This is a genomic window from Streptomyces marispadix, assembly GCF_022524345.1.
Classification (GTDB): domain Bacteria; phylum Actinomycetota; class Actinomycetes; order Streptomycetales; family Streptomycetaceae; genus Streptomyces; species Streptomyces marispadix.
Genome location: NZ_JAKWJU010000002.1, coordinates 1925272 through 1950554, shown reverse-complemented (window position 1 = coordinate 1950554; position 25283 = coordinate 1925272). Strand labels below are relative to the sequence as shown.

The 25283-nt window shown below is 69.2% G+C and carries 16 protein-coding genes and 4 pseudogenes; 12 read left to right on the top strand and 8 right to left on the bottom strand.

The genetic code is table 11. From position 1 onward, the window contains the following. The first annotated feature begins 27 nt into the window (after positions 1–27). The 8 genes and pseudogenes from MMA15_RS08320 to MMA15_RS08285 all read left to right on the top strand — a co-directional run bounded on the left by MMA15_RS08320 (position 28) and on the right by MMA15_RS08285 (position 7515). The gene (locus tag MMA15_RS08320) at positions 28–951 is read left to right on the top strand and encodes a DUF6807 domain-containing protein (protein WP_241063083.1); all 924 of its coding nucleotides are present in this window, start codon (positions 28–30) and stop codon (positions 949–951) included. Then, positions 948–1757 (top strand): cupin domain-containing protein, encoded by an 810-nt coding sequence (locus tag MMA15_RS08315; protein ID WP_241058493.1) that lies wholly within the window; start codon positions 948–950, stop codon positions 1755–1757. Before MMA15_RS08320 ends, MMA15_RS08315 begins: the two co-directional genes overlap by 4 nt. A 126-nt stretch (positions 1758–1883) precedes the next feature. Further along, positions 1884–2185 (top strand): annotated as a pseudogene (locus MMA15_RS08310) (ABC transporter permease family protein); the annotation flags it as partial. 276 nt (positions 2186–2461) lie between these two features. Continuing rightward, on the top strand, positions 2462–3613 hold the full coding sequence (locus tag MMA15_RS08305; protein ID WP_241058492.1) for a Gfo/Idh/MocA family protein: 1152 nt from the start codon (positions 2462–2464) through the stop codon (positions 3611–3613). A gap of 115 nt (positions 3614–3728) precedes the next feature. Further along, positions 3729–4934 (top strand): dihydrodipicolinate synthase family protein, encoded by a 1206-nt coding sequence (locus MMA15_RS08300; protein WP_372498207.1) that lies wholly within the window; start codon positions 3729–3731, stop codon positions 4932–4934. Between the two features lie 134 nt (positions 4935–5068). Next, positions 5069–5950 carry a sugar phosphate isomerase/epimerase family protein gene (locus MMA15_RS08295; protein WP_241063082.1) on the top strand — a complete coding sequence of 294 codons (882 nt, stop codon included), beginning with the start codon at positions 5069–5071 and terminating at the stop codon, positions 5948–5950. Positions 5951–6641: 691 nt separating this feature from the next. Then, positions 6642–6986 carry a hypothetical protein gene (locus MMA15_RS08290; protein ID WP_241058490.1) on the top strand — a complete coding sequence of 115 codons (345 nt, stop codon included), beginning with the start codon at positions 6642–6644 and terminating at the stop codon, positions 6984–6986. Between the two features lie 130 nt (positions 6987–7116). Further along, entirely contained in the window at positions 7117–7515 is a 399-nt protein-coding gene (locus tag MMA15_RS08285) for a MazG nucleotide pyrophosphohydrolase domain-containing protein (protein WP_241058489.1), read from the top strand. Between the two features lie 331 nt (positions 7516–7846). Here MMA15_RS08285 and MMA15_RS08280 read toward each other — a convergent pair whose 3' ends face one another. From MMA15_RS08280 to MMA15_RS08265, 4 genes are all read right to left on the bottom strand, one after another. Then, positions 7847–8356, bottom strand: a complete 510-nt coding sequence (locus tag MMA15_RS08280; protein WP_241058488.1) for an SMI1/KNR4 family protein — start codon at positions 8354–8356, stop codon at positions 7847–7849. Between the two features lie 60 nt (positions 8357–8416). Next, complete coding sequence (locus tag MMA15_RS08275; RefSeq protein WP_241058487.1) at positions 8417–8668, bottom strand: hypothetical protein; 252 nt, start codon at positions 8666–8668, stop codon at positions 8417–8419. A 256-nt stretch (positions 8669–8924) separates the two neighbouring features. Next, positions 8925–9509, bottom strand: coding sequence for a hypothetical protein (locus tag MMA15_RS08270; RefSeq protein ID WP_241058486.1), 585 nt, complete (start codon positions 9507–9509; stop codon positions 8925–8927). 1 nt (position 9510) lies between these two features. Further along, positions 9511–14190, bottom strand: a complete 4680-nt coding sequence (locus tag MMA15_RS08265; protein WP_241058485.1) for a DUF6531 domain-containing protein — start codon at positions 14188–14190, stop codon at positions 9511–9513. 281 nt (positions 14191–14471) lie between these two features. Here MMA15_RS08265 and MMA15_RS08260 point away from each other — a divergent pair, with 281 nt between their 5' ends. Then, positions 14472–14969, top strand: a complete 498-nt coding sequence (locus MMA15_RS08260) for a DUF2975 domain-containing protein (protein ID WP_241058484.1) — start codon at positions 14472–14474, stop codon at positions 14967–14969. Next, positions 14969–15187: pseudogene (locus tag MMA15_RS08255) on the top strand (helix-turn-helix domain-containing protein); the annotation flags it as partial. The gene MMA15_RS08260 and the pseudogene MMA15_RS08255, both read left to right, overlap by 1 nt. A gap of 185 nt (positions 15188–15372) precedes the next feature. Here the strand turns inward: MMA15_RS08255 and rbsD are convergent. The 4 genes and pseudogenes from rbsD to MMA15_RS08230 form a co-directional block, all read right to left on the bottom strand. Further along, positions 15373–15768, bottom strand: a complete 396-nt coding sequence (rbsD, locus tag MMA15_RS08250; RefSeq protein ID WP_241058483.1) for a D-ribose pyranase — start codon at positions 15766–15768, stop codon at positions 15373–15375. A gap of 118 nt (positions 15769–15886) precedes the next feature. After that, a pseudogene (locus tag MMA15_RS28445) lies at positions 15887–17924 on the bottom strand (ABC transporter permease/substrate-binding protein). Between the two features lie 100 nt (positions 17925–18024). Continuing rightward, positions 18025–19746, bottom strand: a complete 1722-nt coding sequence (locus MMA15_RS08235; RefSeq protein ID WP_241063081.1) for a sugar ABC transporter ATP-binding protein — start codon at positions 19744–19746, stop codon at positions 18025–18027. A gap of 36 nt (positions 19747–19782) precedes the next feature. Continuing rightward, positions 19783–20751, bottom strand: a pseudogene (locus MMA15_RS08230) (LacI family DNA-binding transcriptional regulator); the annotation flags it as partial. A 215-nt stretch (positions 20752–20966) separates the two neighbouring features. Here MMA15_RS08230 and recD2 point away from each other — a divergent pair. After that, positions 20967–23210 carry an SF1B family DNA helicase RecD2 gene (recD2, locus tag MMA15_RS08225; RefSeq protein WP_241058482.1) on the top strand — a complete coding sequence of 748 codons (2244 nt, stop codon included), beginning with the start codon at positions 20967–20969 and terminating at the stop codon, positions 23208–23210. Between the two features lie 163 nt (positions 23211–23373). After that, the gene (locus MMA15_RS08220; RefSeq protein WP_241058481.1) at positions 23374–24663 is read left to right on the top strand and encodes a citrate synthase; all 1290 of its coding nucleotides are present in this window, start codon (positions 23374–23376) and stop codon (positions 24661–24663) included. Positions 24664–25283: the final 620 nt, after the last annotated feature.

Here is a 25283-nt window from a genome sequence, read left to right as displayed (position 1 = left end):
GCGAACCGCGGCATCGCCGACGGACGTCTGCCGGTCACCGTCACGCACACGCACGGCGAGCGCATCCGCGTCGCCGCCGACGGCACCGAACTCCTCACCTATGTCTACGCCCCGGACCCGGTGGCGTTCGAGTCGCGCAAGCCGTACGTACATCCGCTGCGCACCCTCGCGGGCAACCAGGTCTCCGGCTACCGGCCCAACGACCACCGCTGGCACAAGGGTCTCCAGATGACCGCGAGCCATCTGTCGGGCCAGAACTTCTGGGGCGGCAACTCGTATGTGCACGGCGAGGGTTATCTGCCGCGGCACGAACTCGTCGGCTCCATGCGGCACGACGCGTTCGAGACCTTCGAAGTGTCCGATGACAGGCTGGACTTCACCGAGCTGCTCACCTGGGTGGAGAACGGCGGAGAGGAGTGGGCGCGCGAGCGGCGCACCGTCGCGCTCCACTCGGCCGACGCACGCACCGGTACGTACGCGGTCGACTGGTCGATCCGGCTGACCAACATCCGCGGCGAACCACTGCACTTCGGGTCGCCCACCACTCACGGCAGGGAGATGGCCGGATACACGGGCCTGCACTGGCGCGGTCCCCGCGACTTCACCGGCGGCCAGGTGCTCTCATCGGCCGGGCCCGGCACCGACGAGGAACTGATGGGGCAGCCCGCCTCGGAGTACCCGTGGATCGCCTTCGTAGGCGAACACGACGACGTGGACGCCCACTCGACGCTGGTCTTCGCGCATGCGCCGGACAACGAGGACTCGGTGCACGCCTCGCACTGGTTCGTACGCTCCGAGCCCGTGCCGACGGTCGCGTTCTCCTGGGCGTTCTTCGAGGAGTTCGTGCTGCAGCCGGGCGAGAAGTTCTCGTACCGCTACCGCGTCCTCGTGGCGAACGGAGCGTGGGACGTGGACGGTGTCGAGCGGCTGCTGAGGGCGGTGCCGTGGTGAGCGCCCGACTGCCCGGCGGAATCGGCCTTTCGCACATCAGCGCCTACGACTGGGAGGCGGCGGACGGCGTGTGCGGCGGCAGCCCGCACGTCCATCTGGCGTGCACCGAGGCGTATGTCGTCATCGCGGGTGAGGGCACGGTGCAGACGCTGACCGTCGAGGACGGCTTCACCGAGACGGCGCTGGAGCCGGGTGTCGTCGCATGGTTCACGCCGGGGACGGTGCATCGGATGGTGCGCGGGCCCGGCGGTTGCCCGGGCGGCGTCGGGCGCGGCGGTTGCGCGGGCGGCGTCCGGCACGGTGGCGACTCCGGCGGCCTGCGCGTCACCGTGCTGATGCAGAACGGCGGACTGCCCGAGGCGGGCGACGCGGTGTTCACGTTCCCGCCCGAGGTGCTGGCCGATCCGGACGCCTATGCCGCGGCCGCGTCGCTGCCCGCCAGGGAGGGCCCCGACGCCGAACGTGCGGCACGCGAGCGGCGCGACCTCGCCGTCGACGGCTATCTGAGGCTCCAAGCCGCCGTGCGGGAAGGCGACTTGCGGCCCCTGCATGCCTTCCACGCCGCCGCAGCCCGCCTCGCCGGCCCCCGAGTGGCCGCGTGGCAGCGGCGTTGGCGTGCGGGCGCGCTCGCCGCCGCCGAACTCACCGGGCAGCACCTCGTCGCGCTCTCCTCGGGTGACGCCTCACATCTGTCGACCGCACGAGTCCGCTCGTCGGGGCCCACACGGAGAGGCGGCTACGGCATGTGCGGGCGCCGCGACGAATACGAACTGCCAGGCGTCACACTGCCGTACCAGGGCGAGTAGCTCCGAACACCCGCGCGGCGCGAACTGCCCACATCCGCCGGGCAGTTCGCCGCGACCCGAACGCGCGACCCGAACGCGCGACCCGAACGCGCGACCCGATCGTGGGGCCGATCGCGGACCCGACCGGGGCCCTTCCGCATCCTTTCCGAAGTCGTCCTCCCTCTGACCAGGCCCGCACTGATCGCCACCGCGATCTTCACCTTCATCTGGACATGGAACGACTTCTTCACCCAGCTCATCTTTCTCTTCGAGCCGGACAAGTACACACTCACACTGGCGTTGCGTACTGCGTCGACACGTCGAGTCAGTCCGCATACGGGCCGTTGTCCGCGATGTCGGTGTTCGCGCCGCCGCCCATCGTGCTGTTCTTCCCGGCCTTCCAGCGGCTGCTCGCCGAGGGCATGGCCGACTCCGGGCTGAAAGGCTGACCAAGCGTGAGCACTTCGCGGACACACCGGGAGCGCGGCGAATGAGCCGCCCCCGGAACGGTGCGCGCGGCGCCGTACGCAGCGGCCCACGCAACTCCGCGCGGCGCACCGCCCGGAGCACACCGCCCCGGTTACCCCCCTCCTCCCCGGCGTCCCCGCCGCCGGCCCTTGTCGAGCCCTCGGTACGGCGGCAAGCTGTCACGAATGAAAGCGCTTGCTGCCCGCAGTTCCCGACCGGGCTCAGTCCGATGACGCGGATCCGAAGGAGACGACCACGTGACACGCAGAACCGTGCGCATCGCCATGAACGGCGTGACCGGACGCATGGGGTACCGCCAGCACCTCGTACGCTCACTCCTCGCCATACGCGAGAGCGGCGGCATCGACCTCGGTGACGGCACCGCGCTGTGGCCCGAGCCCGTGCTCGTAGGCCGCCGCGACCTGGCGCTGAAGGCCATCGCCGAGCGGCACGGCCTCGACGAGTGGACCACCGACCTCGACGCCGTACTCACCGACGGAAGCATCGACGTCTACTTCGACGCCCAGGTCACCAGCGCCCGGGAGTCCGCACTGCGCAAGGCCGTCGCCGCGGGCAAGCACATCTACACCGAGAAGCCCACCGCCACCGGCCTCGACGCGGCCCTCGCCCTCGCCCGGCTCGCCCATGAGTCGGGCGTCCGGCACGGCGTCGTACAGGACAAGCTGTTCCTGCCGGGCCTGCTCAAGCTCAAACGCCTCGTCGACGGCGGCTTCTTCGGGCGAGTGCTGTCCGTACGGGGCGAGTTCGGCTACTGGGTCTTCGAGGGCGACTGGCAGGACGCACAGCGCCCGTCCTGGAACTACCGCTCACAGGACGGCGGCGGGATCGTCGTCGACATGTTCCCGCACTGGGAGTACGTGCTGCACGGCCTGTTCGGCCGCGTGACCTCCGTACAGGCGCACGCCGCCACCCACATCCCGCGCCGCTGGGACGAGCGGGGGCAGCCCTACGACGCCACCGCCGACGACTCCGCGTACGGCATCTTCGAACTCGAAAGCGGCGTCGTCGCGCAGATCAACTCCTCCTGGGCGGTACGCGTCAACCGCGACGAACTCGTGGAGTTCCAGGTCGACGGCACCGAGGGCTCGGCCGTCGCCGGGCTCCGCCGCTGCCGCGCCCAGCACCGCTCCGGCACCCCCAAACCCGTATGGAACCCGGACCTGCCCGCCACGGAGTCCTTCCGCGAGCAGTGGCAAGAGGTCCCGGACAACAGGGAGTTCGACAACGGCTTCAAGGCCCAGTGGGAGCTGTTCCTGCGGCACGTCGCGCTCGGCACGCCCTACGAGTGGGACCTCCTCGCGGGCGCACGCGGCGTACAGCTCGCCGAACTCGGCCTGCGCTCCTCGGCGGAGGGCCGCCGGCTGCCCGTACCGGAGCTGTCGCTGTGACGCCCGTCGCTGTGCCGCTGGTCGCCGTGCTGCCCGTCACCTTGGCGCCTGCCGCTGTGACGTCTGCCGCTGTGATGCCTCGCGCCGTGACGCCGCCGTACCCGGTCACCGAACGATGGGAAGGGACTTCGTGATCCGACTGCCCGACGAGAACGGGGCGTTGCGCACCTACCGGCCACGGGCCGAGCCCGCGGACGCCGTCCTGGGGCCGCCCGCCGCCGCCCGGCCGCCCTCCTCCCGCACGGTGTTCGCCGCCGCGCACGTCGTCGCCGACAGATTCCGCGCGAACGCGGAGGGGACCGGCGGGGAGACCGGCGGCCGGTCCGCGGCGCTCGACTGGGACGCCACACTCGCCTTCCGGCGCCATCTGTGGTCGTACGGCCTGTGCGTGGCCGAGGCCATGGACACCGCCCAGCGCGGCATGGGGCTCGACTGGCGGGCGGCGGCCGAGCTGATCGAGCGCTCCGCCGCCGAGGCAAGAGCCGTGGGCGGCCGTATCGCCTGCGGCGTGGGCACCGACCAACTGCCGCCGGGTACCCACGACTTGACGGCCGTGCGCGGCGCCTACGAGGAACAGGCCGAGCTGGTCGAGAAGTGCGGCGCACAGCCCGTGCTGATGGCCTCACGCGCACTCGCCGCCACCGCCCGGGGCCCCGGCGACTATCTCGACGTCTACGGGCATCTGCTGCGCCAGACCGCCCGGCCCGTCGTACTGCACTGGCTGGGGTCCATGTTCGACCCCGCTCTGGAGGGCTACTGGGGCAGCAGCGACCTCGACACCGCCACGGAGACCTTCCTGCGGATCATCGAGGAACACCCCGGCAAGGTCGACGGCGTGAAGGTCTCCCTGCTGGACGCCGAACGCGAGGTGGTGCTGCGGCGGCGCCTGCCGGAAGGGGTCCGCTGCTACACGGGCGACGACTTCAACTACCCCGGACTCGTCGCGGGCGACGAACTCGGCCACAGCGATGCCCTGTTGGGCGTCTTCGATCCGCTCGCGCCCCTCGCGGCCGACGCCGTACGCCGCCTGGACACCGGCGACACCGAGGGCTTCCGCGCGGTACTGGACCCCACCGTCGCCCTGTCCCGGCATCTGTTCCGGGCGCCCACCCGCTTCTACAAGACGGGCGTAGTGCTCCTCGCATGGCTCGCGGGCCACCAGGACCACTTCGTGATGGCCGGCGGCATGCAGTCGGCACGCTCACTGCCGCACCTCGCCCGCGCCTACGAACTCGCGGACGGGCTCGGCCTGTTCCCCGACCCGGGGCTCGCCGAGGGCCGTATGCGTCGCCTGCTCGAGGTGCAGGGGGTCGAGGCGTGAGCGGGGAAGAGGGAGCGGGCGCCGACGAGGGCGCGGGCGTGAGCGACGGCGCGGGCGCGCGTGCGGGCGGTGGCGCGAGGACGGGCGAGGAGGATGCAAGTCGCTGCGCTGACGCGGGACTTCGCCGCTTCTCCGTGAACCAGCAGACGGTCAGGCAGCTCGCCCTCCCCGAACTCACCGCCGCGTGCGTCAAGCTCGGCATCACCGGGGTGGGCCTGTGGCGCCAACCCGTCCAGGACTACGGTCCGTCGGCGACCGCCCGGCTCGTAAGGGACGCGGGACTGACCGTCACCTCGCTGTGCCGGGGCGGCTTCTTCACCGCCTTGGACCCCGGCGAGCGCCGCCGCGCCGTCGACGACAACCGCGCCGCGATCGACGAGGCCGCGACACTGGGCACGGCCACGCTGGTCCTCGTCTCAGGCGGACTCCCCGACGGCAGCCGGGACCTCACGGGCGCACGGGAACGTATCGCGGACGCCCTCGCCGAACTGGCGCCCTACGCGGGCGAACGCGGCGTGCGCCTGGCGATCGAACCGCTGCACCCGATGTTCGCCTCCGACCGCTGTGTGGTCTCCACGCTGGCGCAGGCGCTGGACCTCGCCGAACGCTTCCCGCCGGAGCAGGTGGGCGTCGTCGTGGACACCTACCACGTGTGGTGGGACGACCGGGCCCCGGAGGCGATCGCCCGTGCGGGCGCGGGCGGGCGGCTCGCAGCCTTCCAGCTCGCGGACTGGGTGACGCCGCTCCCCGAGGGCGTACTCCTCGGCCGCGGCCAACTCGGCGACGGCGCCGTCGACTTGCGCGGCCTCCGCGAACTCGTCGACGCGGCGGGCTACGAAGGCCCCATCGAGGTGGAGATCTTCAGCCCCGCCCTGTGGGCGCGCGACGGAGTCGAGGTCCTGACCGAGACCGTCGACCGCTATCTGCGCCATGTCGCTGCGGAGTGCCATGGCGCTTCGGAAGGCGATCACGCCACGGAAGGCCATTTCGCTTCGGAAGGAGGCGAAGAGGGGTGAACCGGGCCCGCATCGGAAGGAGGCGAAGAGGGGTGAACCGGGCCCGCTTCCGAAGGAGGCTGAGAGGGGTGAACGGGGCAGGGCACGGGGCGTATCCGGCCGCGCGAACCGTCCGGACCACGGGGGACGCACACTGAACAGAAAATTCCGGATCGCGTGCAACCCTTCCGGGAGGGTGTGGGTCTTACCTGGTGCTCGGGCCCGTCAGGGGGGATGAAGGGGCCGAGGGGGGCGAAGGGGCCCGGCCGTTGGAGCACGGCAGCCGGGCCCCTAGAAACTCTCCGCCCAACGGGCCGCCCCCGCCGCCGACGAACCTCTTCCAGGCCGTTCGTCGTGCTCACCTGCACGCCGCCGCCTGCCGGTTCAACACCCGCCCAGAGCCGGGCCGTTGGAGACCGGGCGATCTACGCGCGCAGCGCCAAGTCGAGCCACCCGGGGGGCTTCGTTACCGGTGGTCGCACCGCTAGTGTCCGCGGGTGCAGGTGCGTAAGCGGATAGTGGTGCCCCCATAACAGCTCTGGAGTTGCGCATGCCGACCACATGCCCGCGTTGTGGCACACGATCACCCGAGACGTCCGAGGCCTGCCGGGAGTGTGGCCGCGATCTCTACCGCGTCTCATATCCGGCCCCGACGGCCGCCTTCCCGTTCAACCTGCGGCCGTTCCGTGGACCGGTACGGCTCACCGCGAGCGTGGCGCTCCTCGTCATAGGTACGGGAGTAGGCACGGGGCTCCTCCTTCAGGGCGGCGAGAACGAGGTACCAGTCTCGAAGAACCGCCTCCCCGCCACGGCCGTCCCCCGCGCCCCCAGCCCCTCGGCCGAACCTTCCACCCCCAAGCCGTCCAAGACGAAGACACCCAAGCCGACCCCCACCACGACACCGCCCCCGAGCACGCCCTCGGCCAAGCCCACCCGGAAGCAGCCGCCGGGACGGCCGCTTCCCGGAGTCCCCGAAGCGGAAAGGGCGCTGGAGCTGGCCGACAAGCTCACGAAGCAGTGGGGGCACCCGGGCAACCCTCACTGGGAGCGGCGCTGAGGGGCTGACTACGCCACTGTCCCGCACACGGCCTGCCGGGAGGCGGGCGGTGCACCCGGCATGGAGCTGCGCCTGATGGAGCGCAGGCCGGGGGTTCTGCTTCTCAGGCAGGGATCCAGCGGAGGCGAGTGTGGGCCTGGACGAGCTGCTGCAAGGGGCGTTGCAGATCCACGATCTGTATGACGAGGTCAATCGGCATGAGCGGGGCCGGGTGTGGACACGGGAGGAGTTCATGCTCGGTTTCATGGGCGATGTCGGAGACCTGGCCAAACTGGTGATGGCCGCGGAGGGCGCACGGGAGGTGCCGGGCGGGCGGACGGCGCTGGAGCACGAACTCGCCGACTGCCTCTGGTCGGTGCTCATCCTGGCGCACCGCTACGACGTCGATCTGGAAGCGGCATTCCACCGCACAATGGCAGAACTCGACACGGCCATTCGTGCTCGGTTGCCGGAGAAACCGGGGCCTGCCATCGCGCCAGAACCGGCCGCTGCCATGGACGCGCCTGAGGAGAGACGGGCGGATGAATAGACAGCCGATGGATCTCGACGCCTACGCGGCCCGCGCAAGATCCGGGCCGTGCTTCGTGTGCGCGTATGTCGCAGAAGAGCCGGATTATCAGCACGAGGCGGTCTACGAGGATGTCGCGCACGTGGCCTTTCTGGACCGGTGGCCCACCGTGCCGGGCAAGGTCCTGGTGGCGCCGAAGGCCCATGTCGAGCACGCAAGCGAGAGCGCATTGAACGTGCAGGGGCGTTGCCGGGAGTCCCAAGATCGGAGCTCCGCATGTAGAGAGCGTCCTCCGAGGGATCGGCCACGAGATTCCCCGCTCTTGCTCTCGCCCTGTAGTACGACGCTTCCGTCACGAACTCTCCCCGAGGCTGTCGCGTGATGCACTGCCCGTCAGGGCGCGCCTGCACTCCCGCAGCACGTACGTGCCGAAGTCGGGCGCGAGTTCCTCCGGGCCACCTCGGTCGGCCGCGCCCGGGTCCCATACGACGACGGGTGCCTCTCCCGCCTCGTCCGTACGGGAGACGTCCAGTGACACCAGACCACCCATGCCGTCGTACTGGATCACCAGAAGCTCACGAGGGAATCGGGGGTCCTCTCTGGCTTGCAGCGTTTCGTGGACGGTGCCGAGCAGGGCGTCGCCCATCAGGGGCGTCCGAAAGACGCCGAGGAATTCCGTGCCGTCCGCCTCGCAACTGCCCAGCTCCGCAAGGAACCTCCGGTAGGAGGGCGGGAACTTGGCCGCCAGTCGCTCTTCGGCCAAGGAGATGTCCTCGGCGTTGAGCACGCCCGTCCAGTTGGCCTTCTCTGGATGTGCTTCCAGGAGGCGGACCAGTTCGGAGACCAGATCCTCGGCTCTCACTTCCTGCGCCCTTCTGTGGCTTGAGAGCGGGAGGCTGCTCGCTCTTTTCGAGGGATGCCGTCAGCGGATTGAGAAAACCACCTCTACAGGAACGTCCGTGTCGTCCTGCTTGGCACCGACCAGCAGTGTTTGCTCGCGGAGCGACCAGGCTTCGTACGAGATGAACTCTTCGGCCTCGTCTTCGAACTCGCTAGGCGAGAGCGCGCTTGAGAACGCTTCACGGACTTGATCCGCATACTGGGGCACGATGCTTTCAGCCTCGTCGTAAAGACGCTCCAGGCCCTCTTCCTCTGCGAGCACCTCGTCGTCCACCTCTCGGCGCCACACGAGGATCTCTACTTCCAGATGGGCAGGGAGCTGCTGAATCCACGACGAGACCGATTGCTGAAATCACTACGGCCATTTGCTTATCGCGCTCATTCCATACCTGGGACCTGATGCACTGCCAGCGAACCGTCGCCATGGCCCCAGGGGGCTTTTCCCGCCGCCGATACGGGCTGCTTCCTCCGTCGTCAGGGCACTTCGACCGACGGCGGTACATGGTTACATCGCGCCACTGACGCGACGGTCAGAAACCCATCGGGTTGCGATGGGGTACCGCGTCCGGATCGGTCGACCAGACCAGGCGCAGCTCCAAATCGTCCCTGCCGATGAGCTCGCAGAGCAACTCCACCGCCCAGCCGTTCCAGTAGACCCCCCGTGGGAAGCCGGGCACCCGAAATGCCGCGTACTCCAGAGGAAGCCTCTCCGGGAGGAAGACGGCCTTCTCGATGACGAGTGTCGGTTGCAGCGGTGCGGAGGAGCGATCCGGGTCAAGGCAATCGACCACGTGCTCAGCGACATACAACTCGTACTTGCCCTCCGGTTCGCCGGAGACGGAGACCGGAAGAAAACTTCCTCCCGGTGAGAAGCGATCGCGGACCTTGTCTGCGACTCGTCGGCTGAGTACCGGGGCTCCGAGACTGCTTGAGGGGTAGTCGATCTCCCGGAAGTTCGGGGGGCCTTGCCACTCCGCCGTGACACGTGTCGGCATCTCGGCGGGGTCCCCGTGGGTCTGCCAGCGGATCAACGGCCAGTCGTCGACGAGGATGCTCCTCAGACCCTCCTTGAAGGGCGGAAGAATGCGGTACACCGAGAGTGGGGTCGCGGTCACGTCACGCCGTCCAATGCGCTGAGGGGCCAGGCTGTCCGGTGATGAGTTCCGACTGTACTTCACTGCCGATACGGCGCAGTTCGGAACGGAGCGTGTTGGCGATGGTGTCGTTGCTGTGTCCCATCGCCTGCAACTGGCCGACAGTGCCTTGCAGATGAGTGTCGAGCCGCTGCAAATAGGCGCCTCTGTGCGTGTAGTTGTGTGGCGTCGGGTGGTCGAGCGGGATGCCATTGGCGGCATCGTTGATGTCGACTCCGTATTGCTGGAGAAGACCTCGCGCCCGGGCGCCTGGTGCCCAGTGCCCCTGTTGCCCGCCTGAGGGAACGATATGGGCGGCCGCTTGCCCGGGCCCGGGGGCCCGGCCCTCGGCGGCCATGTTGTCGCGAAGGATCTTGGCGTTCTGCTTGCAGGTGAGCAGCCCAAGCAGATCGATCCATGCCATCGGATTGACGACGTAGCCGAAGGGGTTGGGCGCGGGCTCCAGGCCGAGGGGGTCGAGACTGGTGAAGCGTGCCGTCTCCGGGTCGTAGTGACGGAAGTAGTTGTAGTGCAGTCCTGTTTCGGGGTCTGCGTACTGGCCGGGGAACCGCAGTGGGGTGTAGGCGCTGGCGTCGGCGTTCCAGGCGGTGCTGCCCCAGCAGGTCGACTGCTTGTGCCAGGCGATGGTCCCCGTTTCGTCGACGAGTTCGGTGGGTGTGCCTACGAGGTCTGTGACGATGGCGAAGAAGCGACTGTCGTACTCCTCCTGGCTCAGCGGCTTGCGCTCGTGCTGCGCGATGGGCTGGTGGCCCTCGTGTTCCCACGTGACGGTGATTCCGGTCGACGAATCGGTCTGCTCGGCGAGGGAGACCAGGTCCCAGGCGAATCGGGTCTCCTCGACGATCTGGGCACCGTCCTCCGCCAGCCGGTACTTGGCGGTGCGCCGTCCGAGCGGGTCGTACCGGTAGTGCCACACCGTGCCGTCTGGTGTGGTGCAGGAGGTGAGCCGGTCCTCTGCGTCGTAGGTGTAGTTCCACACGTCCGGCTTGCGGGAGATGCGGCTCTTGCGTCGTTCGACCAGCCGTCCGGCCTCGTCGTGGGAGTAGTGGACGCGCCCGGCCGAGAGCAGCCTGGTGCCCGAATAATCCCGGTCTCCCGCTGCGTTGGCATCGGCGGCAGGGTGCTGCCAGTCGGCGTAGGTCTGGTTTCCCTGCTGGTCGTAGGCGTAGGTCTCCTGATGCCTCCCGGTAGTGAGACTGAGAGGTCGCCCCACCGGGTCGAGGTTCATCTGCTCGGTGACACCCGAGACTTGCTCGGCGAGTGTCTCCAAGTAGCCGTCGGCGCGGTAGGCGTGGGACCGGTCCCGCATCGTGTGCGTACCCGCAGCCAGGGTGCGCCGCGTCAGGCGGCCTGCGTCGTCCCAGGCGGAGGTGATGCTGGTTTGTCCGGCGGGCCCGAGCGTCCGCGTGAGCTCACGTCCCAGCGGATCATGTGTGAAGGCGAGCGCGTGACCGTCGAGTTCGAGGCCGACACGGTTGCCGACTTCGTCGTAGGTGAGAACGGTGAGGGCTCCGGACGGTGTGGTGCGGCTCGTACGGCGGCCGGCGGCGTCATAGGTGAAAGCGGTGGTCCGGCCCTCGACCGTCTCGGCGGTGATGCGGCCGAGCAGGTCGTATGTGATCTCCAGATCCGATGTCGGCGAGGAGGCGGACAGCAGCCGTCCTGCGGCATCGTGCACAAACGAAGTGACCGTGCCGGCAGCGTTCTTGGAGACCGTGCGGCCCATCACATCCAGTTCGAACGAGATGGTCTCCCCGAGGGGCGTCGTACGTGCGATCAGTCGGCCTGCTGCGTCGTACTGATAGTGCGTGGTACGGCCGTCGAAGTCCGTTTCGGAGGTGAGACGGCCTGCCGCGTCGTACGTGTAGTTCCAGGCAAGGCCGGATGGAGACGTCACGTCTGTCAGGCGGAGTTCGGTGTCGTAGGTGAAGGAGTGCTGAGCGCCGTCGGGTGTGGTGCGTGAGGCGATCTGGTCGAAATGGCTGTAGGCGAACTCCGTGAGCCCGCCGTTGGCGTCCGTGAAGGAAAGGCAGTTGCCTTCTCCATCCCAGGTCCACCGCTCCACCGTGCCGTCGGCCTCTGCGCGCTGGGTCGGTTTGCCCTCGATGGTCCACTCCATCGCCGTGGTCGCGCCGTTCGCTTCGGTGAGGCGGCTTGATCTGCCGAACGCGTCACGGACGCAAGCAACGCGTCGGCCGAGTGCATCGGTCACGGCCGTGATGACCCCTGCGGGATTCGTCTCCACCGTCGAGATTTGGCCGAGGGGATCCGTAACTGTCTGCACCGCCCCTGTGGGAGCGTGCGTGAGACGAGTCGCGCCACCGTCGGGGGCGATCTGGGCCGTGAGGTTGCCCTGAGCGTCGTACTCGTGACGCCAGACGGCTCCCTCCGGGAGGCGCGTCTCACGTGGCAGGTGTGTGCGGGTGTCGTAGGTGATGTCCGTGCGCGTCCCGTCCGGGTAGCGTACGGAGATCAGATCGGTGCCGTTGTCGTCCCATTCGAGGCGGGTGGTCTGCCCCAGCGCGTCCGTGCGCGACAGCAGGTTGTCGTGGCTGTCCCACTCGCTGTGGACCGTGTTGCCCAGCGGGTCGGTCTCCGCGACGACCTGGCCGCGTTCGTTGGTGCGGTAGGTGGTGACGGCGCCGAGGGAGTCGGTGTAGCGGGTGGTGCGCTCTGCCGGGTCGTAGGCGATGCGGGCGGAGAGGCAGCCGTCGGGGCCGATGGTCTGGGTGACGCGGCCGGTCTCGTCGTAGACGTACTGGTAGGTGGAGTCGTTGCGGTCGGTCCAGGACGTGATGCGGTGGTCGCTGTCGTAGCCGAACACCAGGGGCAGACCTGATGAGTTGACGATGTGGGTCAGGTTGCGGGCGTCGTCGTAGGCGTAGGACTTGACCTCGACCGGGCCCTCCGGCGTGCGGACGGCGATGGACGATATGAGGCCGTCGTCGGTGGTGACGTCGACGTGGTAGCCGCCGTCGTGGCGTATCGCGCTGGGGAGACCGTCGGCCTCGCGGTCGATGCTGATGCCGTTGCCGTTGCGGTCTTCGATCTCCGCGAGCCACCAGGTGCCCGCGTCTCCGTCGGGGGCGGCACGGAAGTGACGGGTGAGGCCCGTGACGGGGTCGGCTACGGCGAGGGCGTAGTCGCTGCCCTCCAATACGCAGGTCAGCGGGATGCGTTCGCCTTCCATGGGCCAGACCTGGTCGCCGAGCATGTCGGGCTCGCGGTGGTACATCATCGAGGAGCCGTCGGTGCGGTGCCACCACAGGCCGCCGTCGCCGCGTTCCAGACGTTCGTCCAGCGTGGAGGCCCAGGAGGGGCCGAAGAAGTGGCCGTGGCGGTAGGTGGATATGTGGGTGCGCTCGATGATCAGCGGTAGCACGCCCGGGAGTTCGAGATCGGTCTGCGCGAGGAACATCTCGCCGGTGGCCATGTCGATGGGGTCGCCGCCGAAGAGTTTGCAGCGAGCCGCGCGGGCCTTCTGCGACAACTGTGCGAAGGCGAGCTTGACCTTCGCACCCGCCTGCTGCCAGCGCTTGGCCCCGGTGCCCGCACCGCGCCCGTTCGGCCCCTTCCCGTCGCTGCGGGACGTGATGGCCTTCATCGAATCGGCGACGGAGTTCTCGTTGTCGCGGTGGCGTTTGGCCATGGAGCGGACGCCGCCGGGGACGCCCTCGCCGACGTGTTTGGCGACCTTCTTCAGCGCCTTCTCGGAGCCGTCGAGCGCGCCGTGGAGGACGCTGTCGAAGGCCTGGGTGAAGGGGTCGCGGCCCTTGGTGCGGCCGAAGGCGCCCTTCGCGCGGCCCAGTGGGGCAAGGGAGTTGGTGTGCAGGTCCGAGCCGTGGCGGGAGAGTTTCTCCGCACCGTTGTCGAACTCGTCCGGGTCGATGCGCATACGGCCGCCGCCCGCGCCACCGCCACCGCCGCCCGCGCCTCCGGAGCCCCCTCCGGCGCCGCCCGCGCCGCCGCCGCCCGCCGACGCGAGGTTCATCGCCCCCTTGCCGCCGTCGTGTCCGCCGCCCGCGTCGCCGCCGCCCCCGGCTCCGCCGCCCTCGCCCGGCGGCAGATGGATCGCGTCGTCGGCGAGATCGAGGATCATGTCCTCGGTCATCTTCTCCAGCTTGCCGGTGACCGGTTCGGTGACCTCGGCCATCAGCCGCGAGACGATCTCCTCCTCCGCCTCCTTGATGATCCGGCGGATCAACTCCCGCATCGCCGCGGTCTCCGCGGCGCCGATCAACGCCGACAGGCCGCCGGTGACCACCGACAGACCGATGGAGATGCCGATCGAGGCCGCCATCGCGCCCAGCTCGATCTCGGCCTTGACCTTCATCCCGTAGATGATGTCCGCGACCACGTCGCACGCCGTCGCGAAGAGCCGTGCGACCTCGGGCACCTTGTCCAGATGAGAGCCCTTGACCTTGCCCCAGTGCTCCTGGAGCGCGTCGACCGCGTAACCCTCGCTGGAGGCGAGGATGCGGTTCACCGCAGCGTGCGCCTCACCGCCGTGACCCTCGAACTTCTCCGCGAACTCCCGCATGGCGTCGGCCATTTCGCGGTAGTCGTCCTCGTCCACGTTGGGCCAGTTGATCCCGATGAAATCGAGGATCTCATCCAGCCAGCCCGGCAGAACGTAACCCATCGCCCCCGTACCCCCCTGCTCTCAACACCGCCCCCACGGCGAACAGTTCGAATCACCGAACAGCATAGACACCGTCAAAGTTCCCCGCACAGCGGTTAGTTCGGACTTCGGGTGCGCCGCCCGGGTTGCCGCCCGTTTGCCGTCCGGGGGAGGGCCGGGTCCGCGGCACCGGTCCTCGGATGCGCGCCCCCCGGCCCCCAGCGTCGTCTCCCCTCCCCACCCCTTGCCGAAGCTATCGACTATCGATAGCTTTCCATCGTGGGTCGATTGAAGGAGGGGCGATGGGAAAGCTGACAGTGGCGGCGCTGCGCGCCGTGCTCGTGGTGCTGCTCGCCGGTTCGCTGTTCGTGCAAGGCGTGATGGTGCCGCTGCTGGCCGCCGACCTGGACGGCATCGATACGGAACTGGCGTATCCGCCCGCCTCGTTCATCCTGGTCGTGGTCCTGGGCGTCGTCACGGTGCAGGTCGTGCTGGTCTGCGTATGGCGGCTGGTGACGATGGTGCGGCGCGGCACCGTGTTCTCCCACGCCGCCTTCCGTTACGTGCACATCGTGATCGGCGCGGTCGTCGCGGCTGCGATGCTGATGTTCGTCCTCGGGGTGCTGCTGGCCCCCGGCGAGGCCGTGGCGCCGGGCATCGTCCTGCTGCTGGGCGGGGGCGTGGTGGCGATACTCGGTGTCGCGCTCGTCGTACTCGTACTGCGGATGCTGCTCGCACAGGCAGTCGCACGGGACGTCGAAGCGGCGCGCATGCAGGCCGAGTTGGAGGAGGTGATCTGATGCCGATCGCCGTGGACATCGACGTGATGCTGGCCAGGCGGAAGATGTCCGTCGGTGAACTCGCGGACCGGGTAGGGATCACGCCCGCCAACCTGGCGGTGCTGAAGAACGGCCGCGCCAAGGCGGTCCGTTTCTCGACGCTCGCCGCGCTCTGCGAGGTGCTCGGCTGCCAGCCGGGGGACCTGCTGCGCTGGGAGCCCGAGGACGCCCTGGACGACACGGCCGCCGACGGCGACGCCCACGAGGACGCCCACGACGACCGCCGCGACGACACCCGCCACGAACACACCGCCCGCGACGGTTCAGGCGACGACCTCGCGGCCGGCGACGGCGCGGCGGGCCCTTCCCCGAAGGCGGTTCGGGGCCCGCGCACCCCTCTCGCGGGCTGACGGCGCTGGAACGGCTAGAACGGCACCCCGCAGCGCAGCATCACGTTCGCGTACGGCTGTGTCTCTCCCGTACGCACGATGAGACGCGCATGGCGCGTGAACGCCTTGAACTTCTCGTGCGGGACGAGTTCCAGCTTGGGGAAGCGCTCGTTCAGAAGGGCCGACGCCTCCGTGTTGTGCTCCTCGACCTCCGATGCGGCGGTCGCGCCCTCGATCTCCAGCTCCTCCAGCAGGCCGTCGAGCACCTCGGCGAACGTGGGCACCCCCGCGCGGAACGCGAGATCGACGACCATAAGGCCCGGACCGACCGGTATCGGCAGTCCCGCGTCGCAGACGACGACACGGTCGGTGTGGCCCAACATGGCGAGCGCGCCTGCGAGATGACGGTTGAGGATTCCCGACTTCTTCATTCGGGCGGCCAGCTCCTTCTGCTGTTGTTCTCGGTGTTGAGTTGCTGCTTCCGGCGGGTGCTTCCGGCTGTGCTTCCGCCGGCGGTCCGGGCCGGGGACGACCCTCGATCGGCGAACGTCAGGAGTACCGGGCGACGTTCTTCCTGTCCACGGTGACGACCGGAACCATGATCTCCTTGTCCGGATCGCTGCCCTGAACCTTGCGGATCGCGTTACGTACGGCCATCTTGCCCAGCTCGGCGGGCTGTTGGGCGATCGAGGTGCTGAGCGTGCCCTTCCGGATGGCCTTGAAGCCGTCGGGGGTTCCGTCGAAGCCGACGACCTTGACCTGCTTGCCGGCCTTGCCGCCCAGCGCCTTGATGGCGCCCAGAGCCATCTCGTCGTTCTCGGCGAAGATTCCCGTCGCCTCGGGGTGGGACTGAAGGAGGTTGGTCGTGACGTCGAGGCCCTTGGCGCGGTCGAAGTCGGCGGCCTGCTTGCCGACGACCTTGATCTCCGGATACTCCTTGATCGCCGACATGAAGCCCTTGCCGCGCTCCCGCGATGCGGAGGTGCCCGGCTGGCCTCGCAGTACGAGGATGTCGCCCTTGCCGCCGAGCTGTTCGGCGAGTTCCCTGGCGGCCTTCTTGCCGCCGGTGACGTTGTCGGAGGCGACCGTCGTGGCGACCTCGGCCTTGTTGACCGTACGGTCAACGGCGACGACGGGGATGCCCGCGTTGTCCGCGGCCTTCACGGAGGGGGCCGCCGCGTCGGAGTCGACCGGGTTGATGATGATCGACTTCACGTTCTGGCTGGTGAAGTTCTGTAGCTGGTCGGCCTGTTGGGACGGATCGTTCTGTGCGTCCTGGACGTTGAGCGAGACGCCCTGGCTCTTCGCCTCCGCCTCCGCGCCCTTCTTCATCTCGACGAAGAAGGGATTGTCGAGGGTGGAGAGCGCGAGGCCCAGCTTGATGTCCTTCTTGTCTCCGGAACCGCCCGAGCCGCTTCCGCATCCCGTGACGGCCACGCATATCAGAGCCGCGGCGCTCACTGCGGCAAAGGTGTTCCTCGCGGCGAACGTGCTCTTCCTCTTGCTCATTGCTGCATTCCTCGCAGTCGACGGCAGTGAACGGATCGGCAGTGAACGGATCGGCAGTGAACGACGGGGACGGACTGTTGCTGCGGAGGGGCCGTGGTCTCGCCCTTCGGCCTTCGACTTCGGCCTTCGGCGTTGCCCCGGCGCACGGGGATCATGCGCGACGCCGGAGTGTATCGAGCAGTACGGCGAGGGCGATCACCGCCCCGATGACGACTTGCTGCCAGAAGACGGAGACTTCGAGCAGATTCAGGCCATTGCGGAGCACCGCGAGTATCAGTGCGCCGACGAGTGTCCCGGACGCCTTTCCGACGCCTCCCGCCAGGCTCGCCCCGCCGATCACCACGGCTGCGATGGCGTCGAGTTCGTAACCGGTCGCCGCCTGCGGCTGCGCGGACGCCAGCCGTGATGCCAGCACTATTCCGGCGACGGCGGCGAAGGCTCCGGAGAGCGCGTAGATGACGAGTTTCTGGCGGCGTACGCGGATTCCGGAGAGGCGCGCGGCCTCCTCGTTGCCGCCGATCGCGTACATCGCGCGGCCGCTGTACGTACGGGCCAGCACCAGAGCGGTGATGCCGCCCATCGCCAGCAGCACCAGCAGCGGTACGGGGAACCAGCCGCCGAGCGTCTCGCCGACCGCGGCCACCGAGGCGGGAAGCGCGATCGGAGTGCCGTCGGAGAGCACGAGCGACAGGCCGCGCCCCACCGAGAGCATCGCCAACGTCGCGATGAACGGCGGCAGTTTCCCGTAGGCGATGAGCCCGCCGCTGACGAGGCCGCAGGCGACGCCCGTGCCGACCGCGAGCAGCACGGACAGCCAGACCGGCAGGCCCTCCTTCGTGGAGGTGTAGCCGAGCATGATCGCCGAGAGCGCCGCCACCGACCCCACGGACAGATCGATGCCGCCGGCGACGACGACGAACGTGACGCCGAAGGCGAGGATCGCGGTGACCGCTGCCTGCACGCCCACGTTCAGCAGGTTCTGGGTGCCGAGGAAGTCCGGAGACATGACCGCCAGCGCGACGACCAGCACGGCGAGGCCGCTGAGCGCACCGTTCTCCAGCAGCACCTTGCGCAGCACGTGGGCCGCGGTGCGCCGACTGCCGCCGGGACCCCGGCCGTCGGGGCCGCGCGAACCGCCGGGGGACTCCTTGCCGAGGCCGTGCCCCCTGCTGTGGATGTCAGTGGCCACGGGGGCCCTCCTTGTCCTGGGTCTTCGTTACGGGCAGGGGCGACGGCTGCGACGGCTGCGACGCCTCCGCCGAGCGCGACGGCCGCGTCGGCTGAGCCTGTGACGACCCCGCAACCGCCGACCGGGCATCCGCCGACTCCGGCGTGCCGACGGCCAGCCGCATCACCGCGTCCTGCGTGGCCTCCCGGGCGTCGAGCTCGCCCGCGATGCGGCCCTGTGCCATCACGAGGACGCGGTCGCTCATGCCCAGCACCTCCGGGAGGTCGCTGGAGATCATCAGCACCGCGTGCCCGGACGCCGTCAACTCGTTGATGAGCTCGTAGATTTCGACCTTCGCGCCGACGTCGATGCCGCGCGTCGGCTCGTCGAGGATCAGCACCCTGCTGCGGGCCAGCAGCCACTTGCCGATGACGACCTTCTGCTGATTGCCGCCGGAGAGGGTGCTCATCCGCTGACTCAGCCCCGACATACGGACGTTGAGCCGCTCCGCGATGCGCGCCGCGGAAGCCTCCTGCCCGGAGAGGTTCACGAATCCGGCGCGGCTGGCCCGGCGCAGCGTGACCAGCCCGAGGTTGTCCCTCACGGAGGAGTCGGGCAGCAGGCCCTGCCCCTTGCGGTCCTCCGGTACGAGCCCGACTCCCGCCGTGAGCGCCGCGTCGATGTCGTGCTTGCGCAGCCGTACGCCCTCCACCTCGACGGTGCCCGAGTCGTAGGGGTCGGCGCCGAAGACCGCCCGTGCGACCTCCGTACGCCCCGCGCCCACGAGCCCTGCCAGGCCGACGACTTCACCGGCGCGCAGCTCGAAGCCGACACCGTGGAAGCTGCCCGCGCGGGCGAGCCCGGCGACGCGCAGCAGCGGGGCGCCGCCGTCGGGCTCGGGCGGGCCGTGCCCTGCGCCGCGCGGTCCCGGCTCGTCGCCACCGGACTCGCCCGTACGCCGCCGCGGGTACTGCTGCTCGATGCTGCGTCCCACCATCATCCGTACGAGTTCGTCGCGCGGTGCGGTGGCCGGTGCCTGTCCGGCGCTGCGGCCGTCGCGCAGCACGGTGACGCGGTCGCCGATCGCGGCGATCTCCTCCAGGTGGTGGGTGATGAAGACGATGCCCACGCCGTCGGCGCGCAGCCGCCGCACGAGGTCGAAGAGCTTCGCCGACTCGCCGGCGGTCAGCGCGGCGGTCGGCTCGTCCATGATCAGTACGCGGGCGCGCAGACTCACCGCCTTGGCGATCTCGACCATCTGCGAGCGTGCGACGCCCAGTTCACCGACGGGCGTATCCGGTGCGACGTCCACGCCTACGCGGGCGAGCACTTCGGCGGCGTCGGCCTCCATCCGGGCACGCCGCACCAGCCCGAAGCGCCTGGGCTGTCTGCCGAGGAAGATGTTCTCGGCGACGCTGAGTCGGGGCACCAGGTTGAACTCCTGGTGCATGGCGGCGATTCCGAGCCGTTCGGCGTCGTGTGCGTCGTGCAGGCGTACGGGCCTGCCGTCGCGCAGCACCTGACCGGAGTCGGCGCGGTGCACACCGGAGAGAATCTTGATCAGGGTGCTCTTGCCTGCGCCGTTCTCGCCGAGCAGTGCGTGCACTTCGCCCTCGCGCAGGTCGAAGTCCACGCCGTCGAGGGCGACCACGCCGGGAAAGGTCTTGCGGATGCCGGCGGTGCGCAGCAGCTCCCGCGGTTCCCGCGCCGGTGGGGGGTCGGGCGTCGTCAACGGGCGTTCCCTTTCGCTCTCGCCGCAGGAGCGGCGTACGACAAGACGGGCGGTGAGGGTGACGGACTCGGCCTTGCGCCCCTCGACGAGGTCGATCAGGGCGTCCACGGCGCGGTGCCCCAACTCGCCGGTGGGCTGGGCGATCGCGGTGACGGGCGGGTCGGTGTGCAGGAACCAGGGGATGTCGTCGAAGGCGGCGAGCGCGATGTCGTGGGGCACGCGCAGCCCGCGGCGGCGCAGTTCGTCCATCGCGCCGAGCGCCATCAGGTTGTCCGCCGCGAAGACGACCTCCGGCGGCCGGGGGAGGTCGAGGAAGGCGGCGGTCGCGCGTCTGCCGCTCTCCGTCTGGAAGTCGCCCTGGCCGATGTATTCGGGGGGAAGCGGCAGTTCGTGCGCGTCGAGCGCGGCACGGAAGGCGGACACGCGCTCGTCGCCCGTGGTGGTCTCGCTCGGTCCGCCGATGATGGCGAGGCGCCGGTGGCCGAGGGCGTGGAGATGTGCGACGAGGTCGTGCACGGCGCCGCGTCCGTCGGCGTGTACGACGGGCACGTCGAGGCCGCGTATCCAGCGGTCGACGAAGACCATGGGCGTGCCCGCGGCCGCCGCGTCGCGGATCACGGCGTTGCCGCCGTCGGTGGGGGAGACCAGCAGCCCGTCGATGCGGCGCTCCAGGAGGGTCCTTACATGGTGCTCCTGGAGCGAGGGGCGTTCGTCCGCGTTTCCGATGATGACGCTGTAGCCGCGCTGCCGGGCGGCGTCCTCGACCGCGCGGGCGAGTTCGGTGAAGAACGGATTGAGCACGTCGCTGATGACGAGCCCCAGGGTGTGCGTCTGATGCGTCCTCAGGGAGCGGGCGACGGCGTTGGGCCGGTAGCCGAGCGCGGCGACGGCGCTCAGCACCCGTGAGCGGGTGCCGGGGCGGACGGCCGGGTGGTCGTTGAGCACCCGGGAGACCGTGGCCACCGAGACGCCCGCACGGGCGGCGACGTCCTTGATGCTGGTCAACTGCCCCGCCTGCCTTGAGAGTCCGGCCGGTCTCCCGTCGTGGGTCCCGGCTGCCGTGGTAACGATTACATGCGTAATGAGAAGGGCGGCGGCGGTCCTGGCACAAGGGGTCGGCAGCCGATATTCACACGGTTCGCGAAGGGGGGGGCAGGGTCCGTGACCGAGTTGTCCACAGGGCTGCCGGGATGTCGTAGGCCGGAGTTACGGTCTGTCACATGTCCTTCCAGAACGCGGTGCTCGAAGGCGTGCTTGAGCGCATCACCTACGCCAACGAGGACAACGGATACACCGTGGCCAGGGTCGACTCCGGCCGCGGCGGCGGCGAACTGCTCACGGTCGTCGGCTCGTTGCTGGGCGCGCAGGTCGGCGAGTCGCTTCGCATGGAGGGCCGCTGGGGCTCACACCCGCAGTACGGCCGACAGTTCACCGTGGAGAATTACACGACGGTCCTGCCCGCCACGGTCCAGGGCATACGCCGCTATCTCGGCTCCGGCCTGATCAAGGGCATCGGGCCGCGCATCGCCGAGCGCATCGTCGACCACTTCGGCACGGACACGCTGGATGTCATCGAGGCCGATCCGCGCAAGCTGATCGAGGTTCCGGGGCTGGGCCCGAAGCGTACGGAGAAGATCGCCTCGGCCTGGGAGGAGCAGAAGGCCATCAAGGAGGTGATGGTCTTCCTCCAGGGCGTCGGCGTCTCCACCTCCATCGCGGTCCGTATCTACAAGAAGTACGGCGACGCCTCGATCTCCGTGGTGCGCAACGAGCCGTACCGGCTGGCGTCGGACGTATGGGGCATCGGCTTCCTCACCGCCGACCGCATCGCCCAGGCCGTGGGCATACCGCACGACAGCCCGGAGCGCGTCAAGTCCGGCCTCCAGTACGCCCTTTCGCAGTCCACGGACCAGGGCCACTGCTATCTCCCCGAGGAGCGGCTGATCTCGGACGCGGTGAAGCTCCTCCAGGTGGACACCGGCCTCGTCATCGACTGCCTCGGCAAGCTCGCCGCGGACGAGGAGGGGGTCGTGAGGGAGAAGGTCCCCGGCGAGGACGGCCTGCCGGTCACAGCCGTGTATCTCGTTCCGTTCCACAGGGCGGAGCTGTCGCTGGCCGCCCAGGTCCGCAGGCTGTTGCACGCCGAGGAGGACCGGCTGCCCGCCTTCCAGGACGTCGACTGGGAGGCGGCGCTGGGCTGGCTCGCGGAGCGCACGGGAGCGCGGCTCGCGCCGGAGCAGAGGGAGGCGGTGCGGCTGGCCCTCAGCGAGCGGGTCGCGGTGCTCACCGGCGGCCCCGGCTGCGGCAAGTCCTTCACGGTGCGTTCGGTGGTGGAGCTGGCGCGGGCGAAGAAGGCGCGTGTGGTGCTCGCGGCGCCCACCGGCCGGGCGGCCAAGCGGCTTGCGGAGCTGACCGGGGCGGAGGCGTCCACGGTGCACCGGCTGCTGGAGCTGAAGCCGGGCGGTGACGCGGCGTACGACCGTGAACGTCCGCTGGACGCGGACCTGATCGTCGTGGACGAGGCGTCGATGCTGGATCTGCTGCTGGCCAACAAGCTGATCAAGGCCGTCCCGCCGGGTGCCCATCTTCTGCTGGTGGGGGACGTCGACCAGCTCCCGTCCGTCGGCGCGGGCGAGGTGCTGCGCGATCTGCTCGCCGAGGGCGGGCCGGTGCCGTCGGTGCGGCTGAAGCGCATCTTCCGGCAGGCACGGCAGTCCGGAGTGGTGACCAATGCACACCGCATCAATGCGGGGGCGCAGCCCGTCACCCACGGATTGAGTGATTTCTTCCTCTTCGCCGAGGACGACTCGGAGGAGGCAGGGAAGCTGACCGTCGACGTCGTGGCCCGCCGCATCCCCGCGAAGTTCGGCCTCGATCCGCGCCGCGACGTGCAGGTGCTCACGCCCATGCACAGAGGCCCGGCCGGCGCCGGGACGCTCAACGGGCTGCTTCAGCAGGCCGTGACCCCGGCCAGGCCCGACGTCCCCGAAAAGCGCTTCGGCGGGCGGGTGTTCCGCGTCGGCGACAAGGTCACCCAGATCCGCAACAACTACGAGAAGGGCGCCTGCGGCGTCTTCAACGGCACCGTCGGCGTCGTCACCGCGCTGCACACCGAGGATCAGCGGCTGACGGTCCGTACGGACGAGGACGAGGAGGTGGCCTACGACTTCGACGAACTGGACGAACTGGCCCACGCCTACGCCGTCACGATCCACCGCTCGCAGGGCAGCGAGTATCCGGCGGTCGTGATTCCCGTCACGACGGGTGCCTGGATGATGCTTCAGCGCAATCTGCTTTATACCGCCGTGACCCGGGCAAAGCGTCTGGTGGTGCTCGTGGGATCGCGCAGGGCGATAGGGCAGGCAGTCCGTACGGTCTCCGCCGGGCGCCGGTGCACGGCCCTGGACCACCGGCTGCGGGGAGCCGCGGCGCTCCCCGGCAGTGACAGCGGTTCCAGGGGGTGACCGGCGCCGCGTGGAGGGTGCAGGATGTTGAGAAGAAGACGGCACTGCGTGCCATCACAAAGCCCTTTGGCCGACCCCGAGTGCACCGCACTGCGCTCGGTGGGAGACAGTGGAAAGGGTCAGGGCACCTCGAAGAAGAGGCACTACGTCGGTGAGGGAAGACGTGAGCGACAACTCTGTAGTACTTCGGTACGGGGACGACGAGTACAGCTACCCCGTGGTCGACAGCACGGTCGGCGACCGGGGCTTCGACATCGGCAAGCTGCGCACCGAGACCGGTCTGGTGACCCTGGATTCGGGCTACGGCAACACCGCCGCGTACAAATCCGCCATCACCTACCTCGACGGCGAGGGCGGTGTCCTGCGCTACCGCGGTTACCCGATCGAGCAGTTGGCGGAGCGGGGCACGTTCCTGGAGACGGCCTACCTTCTGATCCACGGCGAACTTCCCACCGTCGACCAGCAGGCGTCCTTCAAGGACGAGATCACGCGCCACACGCTGCTGCACGAGGACGTGAAGCGGTTCTACGACGGGTTCCCGCGTGACGCGCACCCGATGGCGATGCTCTCGTCCGTGGTCAGTGCGCTGTCGACCTTCTACCAGGACAGCCACAACCCGTTCGACGAGGAGCAGCGGCACCTGTCGACGATAAGGCTGCTGGCGAAGCTGCCGACGATCGCGGCCTACGCCTACAAGAAGGCCATCGGCCACCCCGTCGTCTATCCGCGCAACGACCTCGGTTACGTCGAGAACTTCCTGCGCATGACCTTCTCCGTGCCCGCCGCGGAGTACGAGCTGGACCCGGTCGTCGTCAACGCCCTCGACAAGCTGCTGATCCTCCACGCCGACCATGAGCAGAACTGCTCGACGTCGACGGTCCGGCTGGTGGGCTCCTCGCAGGCGAACATGTTCGCCTCGATCTCCGCGGGCATCAACGCGCTGTGGGGCCCGCTGCACGGCGGCGCCAACCAGAGCGTCCTGGAGATGCTCCAGGGCATCCAGGCCTCCGGCTCCGACGTCGCCACCTTCATCCGCAAGGTGAAGGACAAGGAGGACGGCGTGAAGCTGATGGGCTTCGGCCACCGCGTCTACAAGAACTTCGACCCCCGGGCGAAGATCATCAAGGCGGCTGCGCACGATGTCCTCTCCGCCCTCGGCAAGAGCGACGAACTGCTCGACATCGCCCTGCGCCTTGAGGAACACGCCCTCAGCGACGACTACTTCGTGGAGCGCAAGCTCTACCCGAACGTGGACTTCTACACCGGTCTGATCTACCGGGCCATGGGCTTCCCGACGAGCATGTTCACCGTGCTGTTCGCCCTGGGCCGGCTGCCGGGCTGGATCGCCCAGTGGCACGAGATGATCAAGGAGCCGGGTTCGCGCATCGGCCGTCCCCGGCAGATCTACACGGGCGTCGTGGAGCGGGAATACGTACCCATCGAATCCCGCTGACCCGCGGGTGACGTTTGCTGTACAGTGCGTGACGCCCCCCTTGGGAGACGTCCGCGGAGGGCCCCGTCCAGGCGGATCGGGGCCTTCCGTATGTGCAGATCCCTGGCGAGACATAGGTCACAGAAATTGGGGGGTAACCATTGTCCAGGGTCGGACGTCTAACCGGGTGGCAGCGGCCCCCCGGCGGAGCCGCCGCCACTGCCGAGTGCGTCTTTGGGGGACGGACCCGGTGAGCCGACAGGCGAGCGTGCGCGGGGAGCTTTGAGCGGCCCTCCCGCCCGTACGTTCAGCCAGTAAGCACCCGGCCAGGATCCCGTGGGGGGAATCCGTGACCGGGAAACGGAAGCGCCCCGTCGACAGGCCCGTGGGGGGACCTGGTCGGCGGGGCGCTTTTCGGTGTGCCGGTGCGGTGCCAATTCCCCCCAGGAAGTACGGAACGGTGGAGTTCGTCATTCCGGATTTTCCCGTACCAAGAGTGGCCCGTGCGGATATCGCAGCCAGGCTGCGTCACATCACCTTCACTTTTCTTTCACTGGAGCTGCCGTGACCCCACGGACCGGGGCACCCGCTGCCGGGCGCGTTCGCAACTCGCCCCGCGTACGGCTCACTTGAGGACCCTG

Coding starts and splice junctions, on each gene's coding strand:
- MMA15_RS08300 (WP_372498207.1), top strand. CDS start 3,729: ATGGGAAGGGACTTCGTGATCCGACTGCCCGACGAGAACGGGGCGTTG.
- MMA15_RS08265 (WP_241058485.1), bottom strand. CDS start 14,190: ATGGGTTACGTTCTGCCGGGCTGGCTGGATGAGATCCTCGATTTCATC.
- MMA15_RS08260 (WP_241058484.1), top strand. CDS start 14,472: ATGGGAAAGCTGACAGTGGCGGCGCTGCGCGCCGTGCTCGTGGTGCTG.
- rbsD (WP_241058483.1), bottom strand. CDS start 15,768: ATGAAGAAGTCGGGAATCCTCAACCGTCATCTCGCAGGCGCGCTCGCC.
- recD2 (WP_241058482.1), top strand. CDS start 20,967: ATGTCCTTCCAGAACGCGGTGCTCGAAGGCGTGCTTGAGCGCATCACC.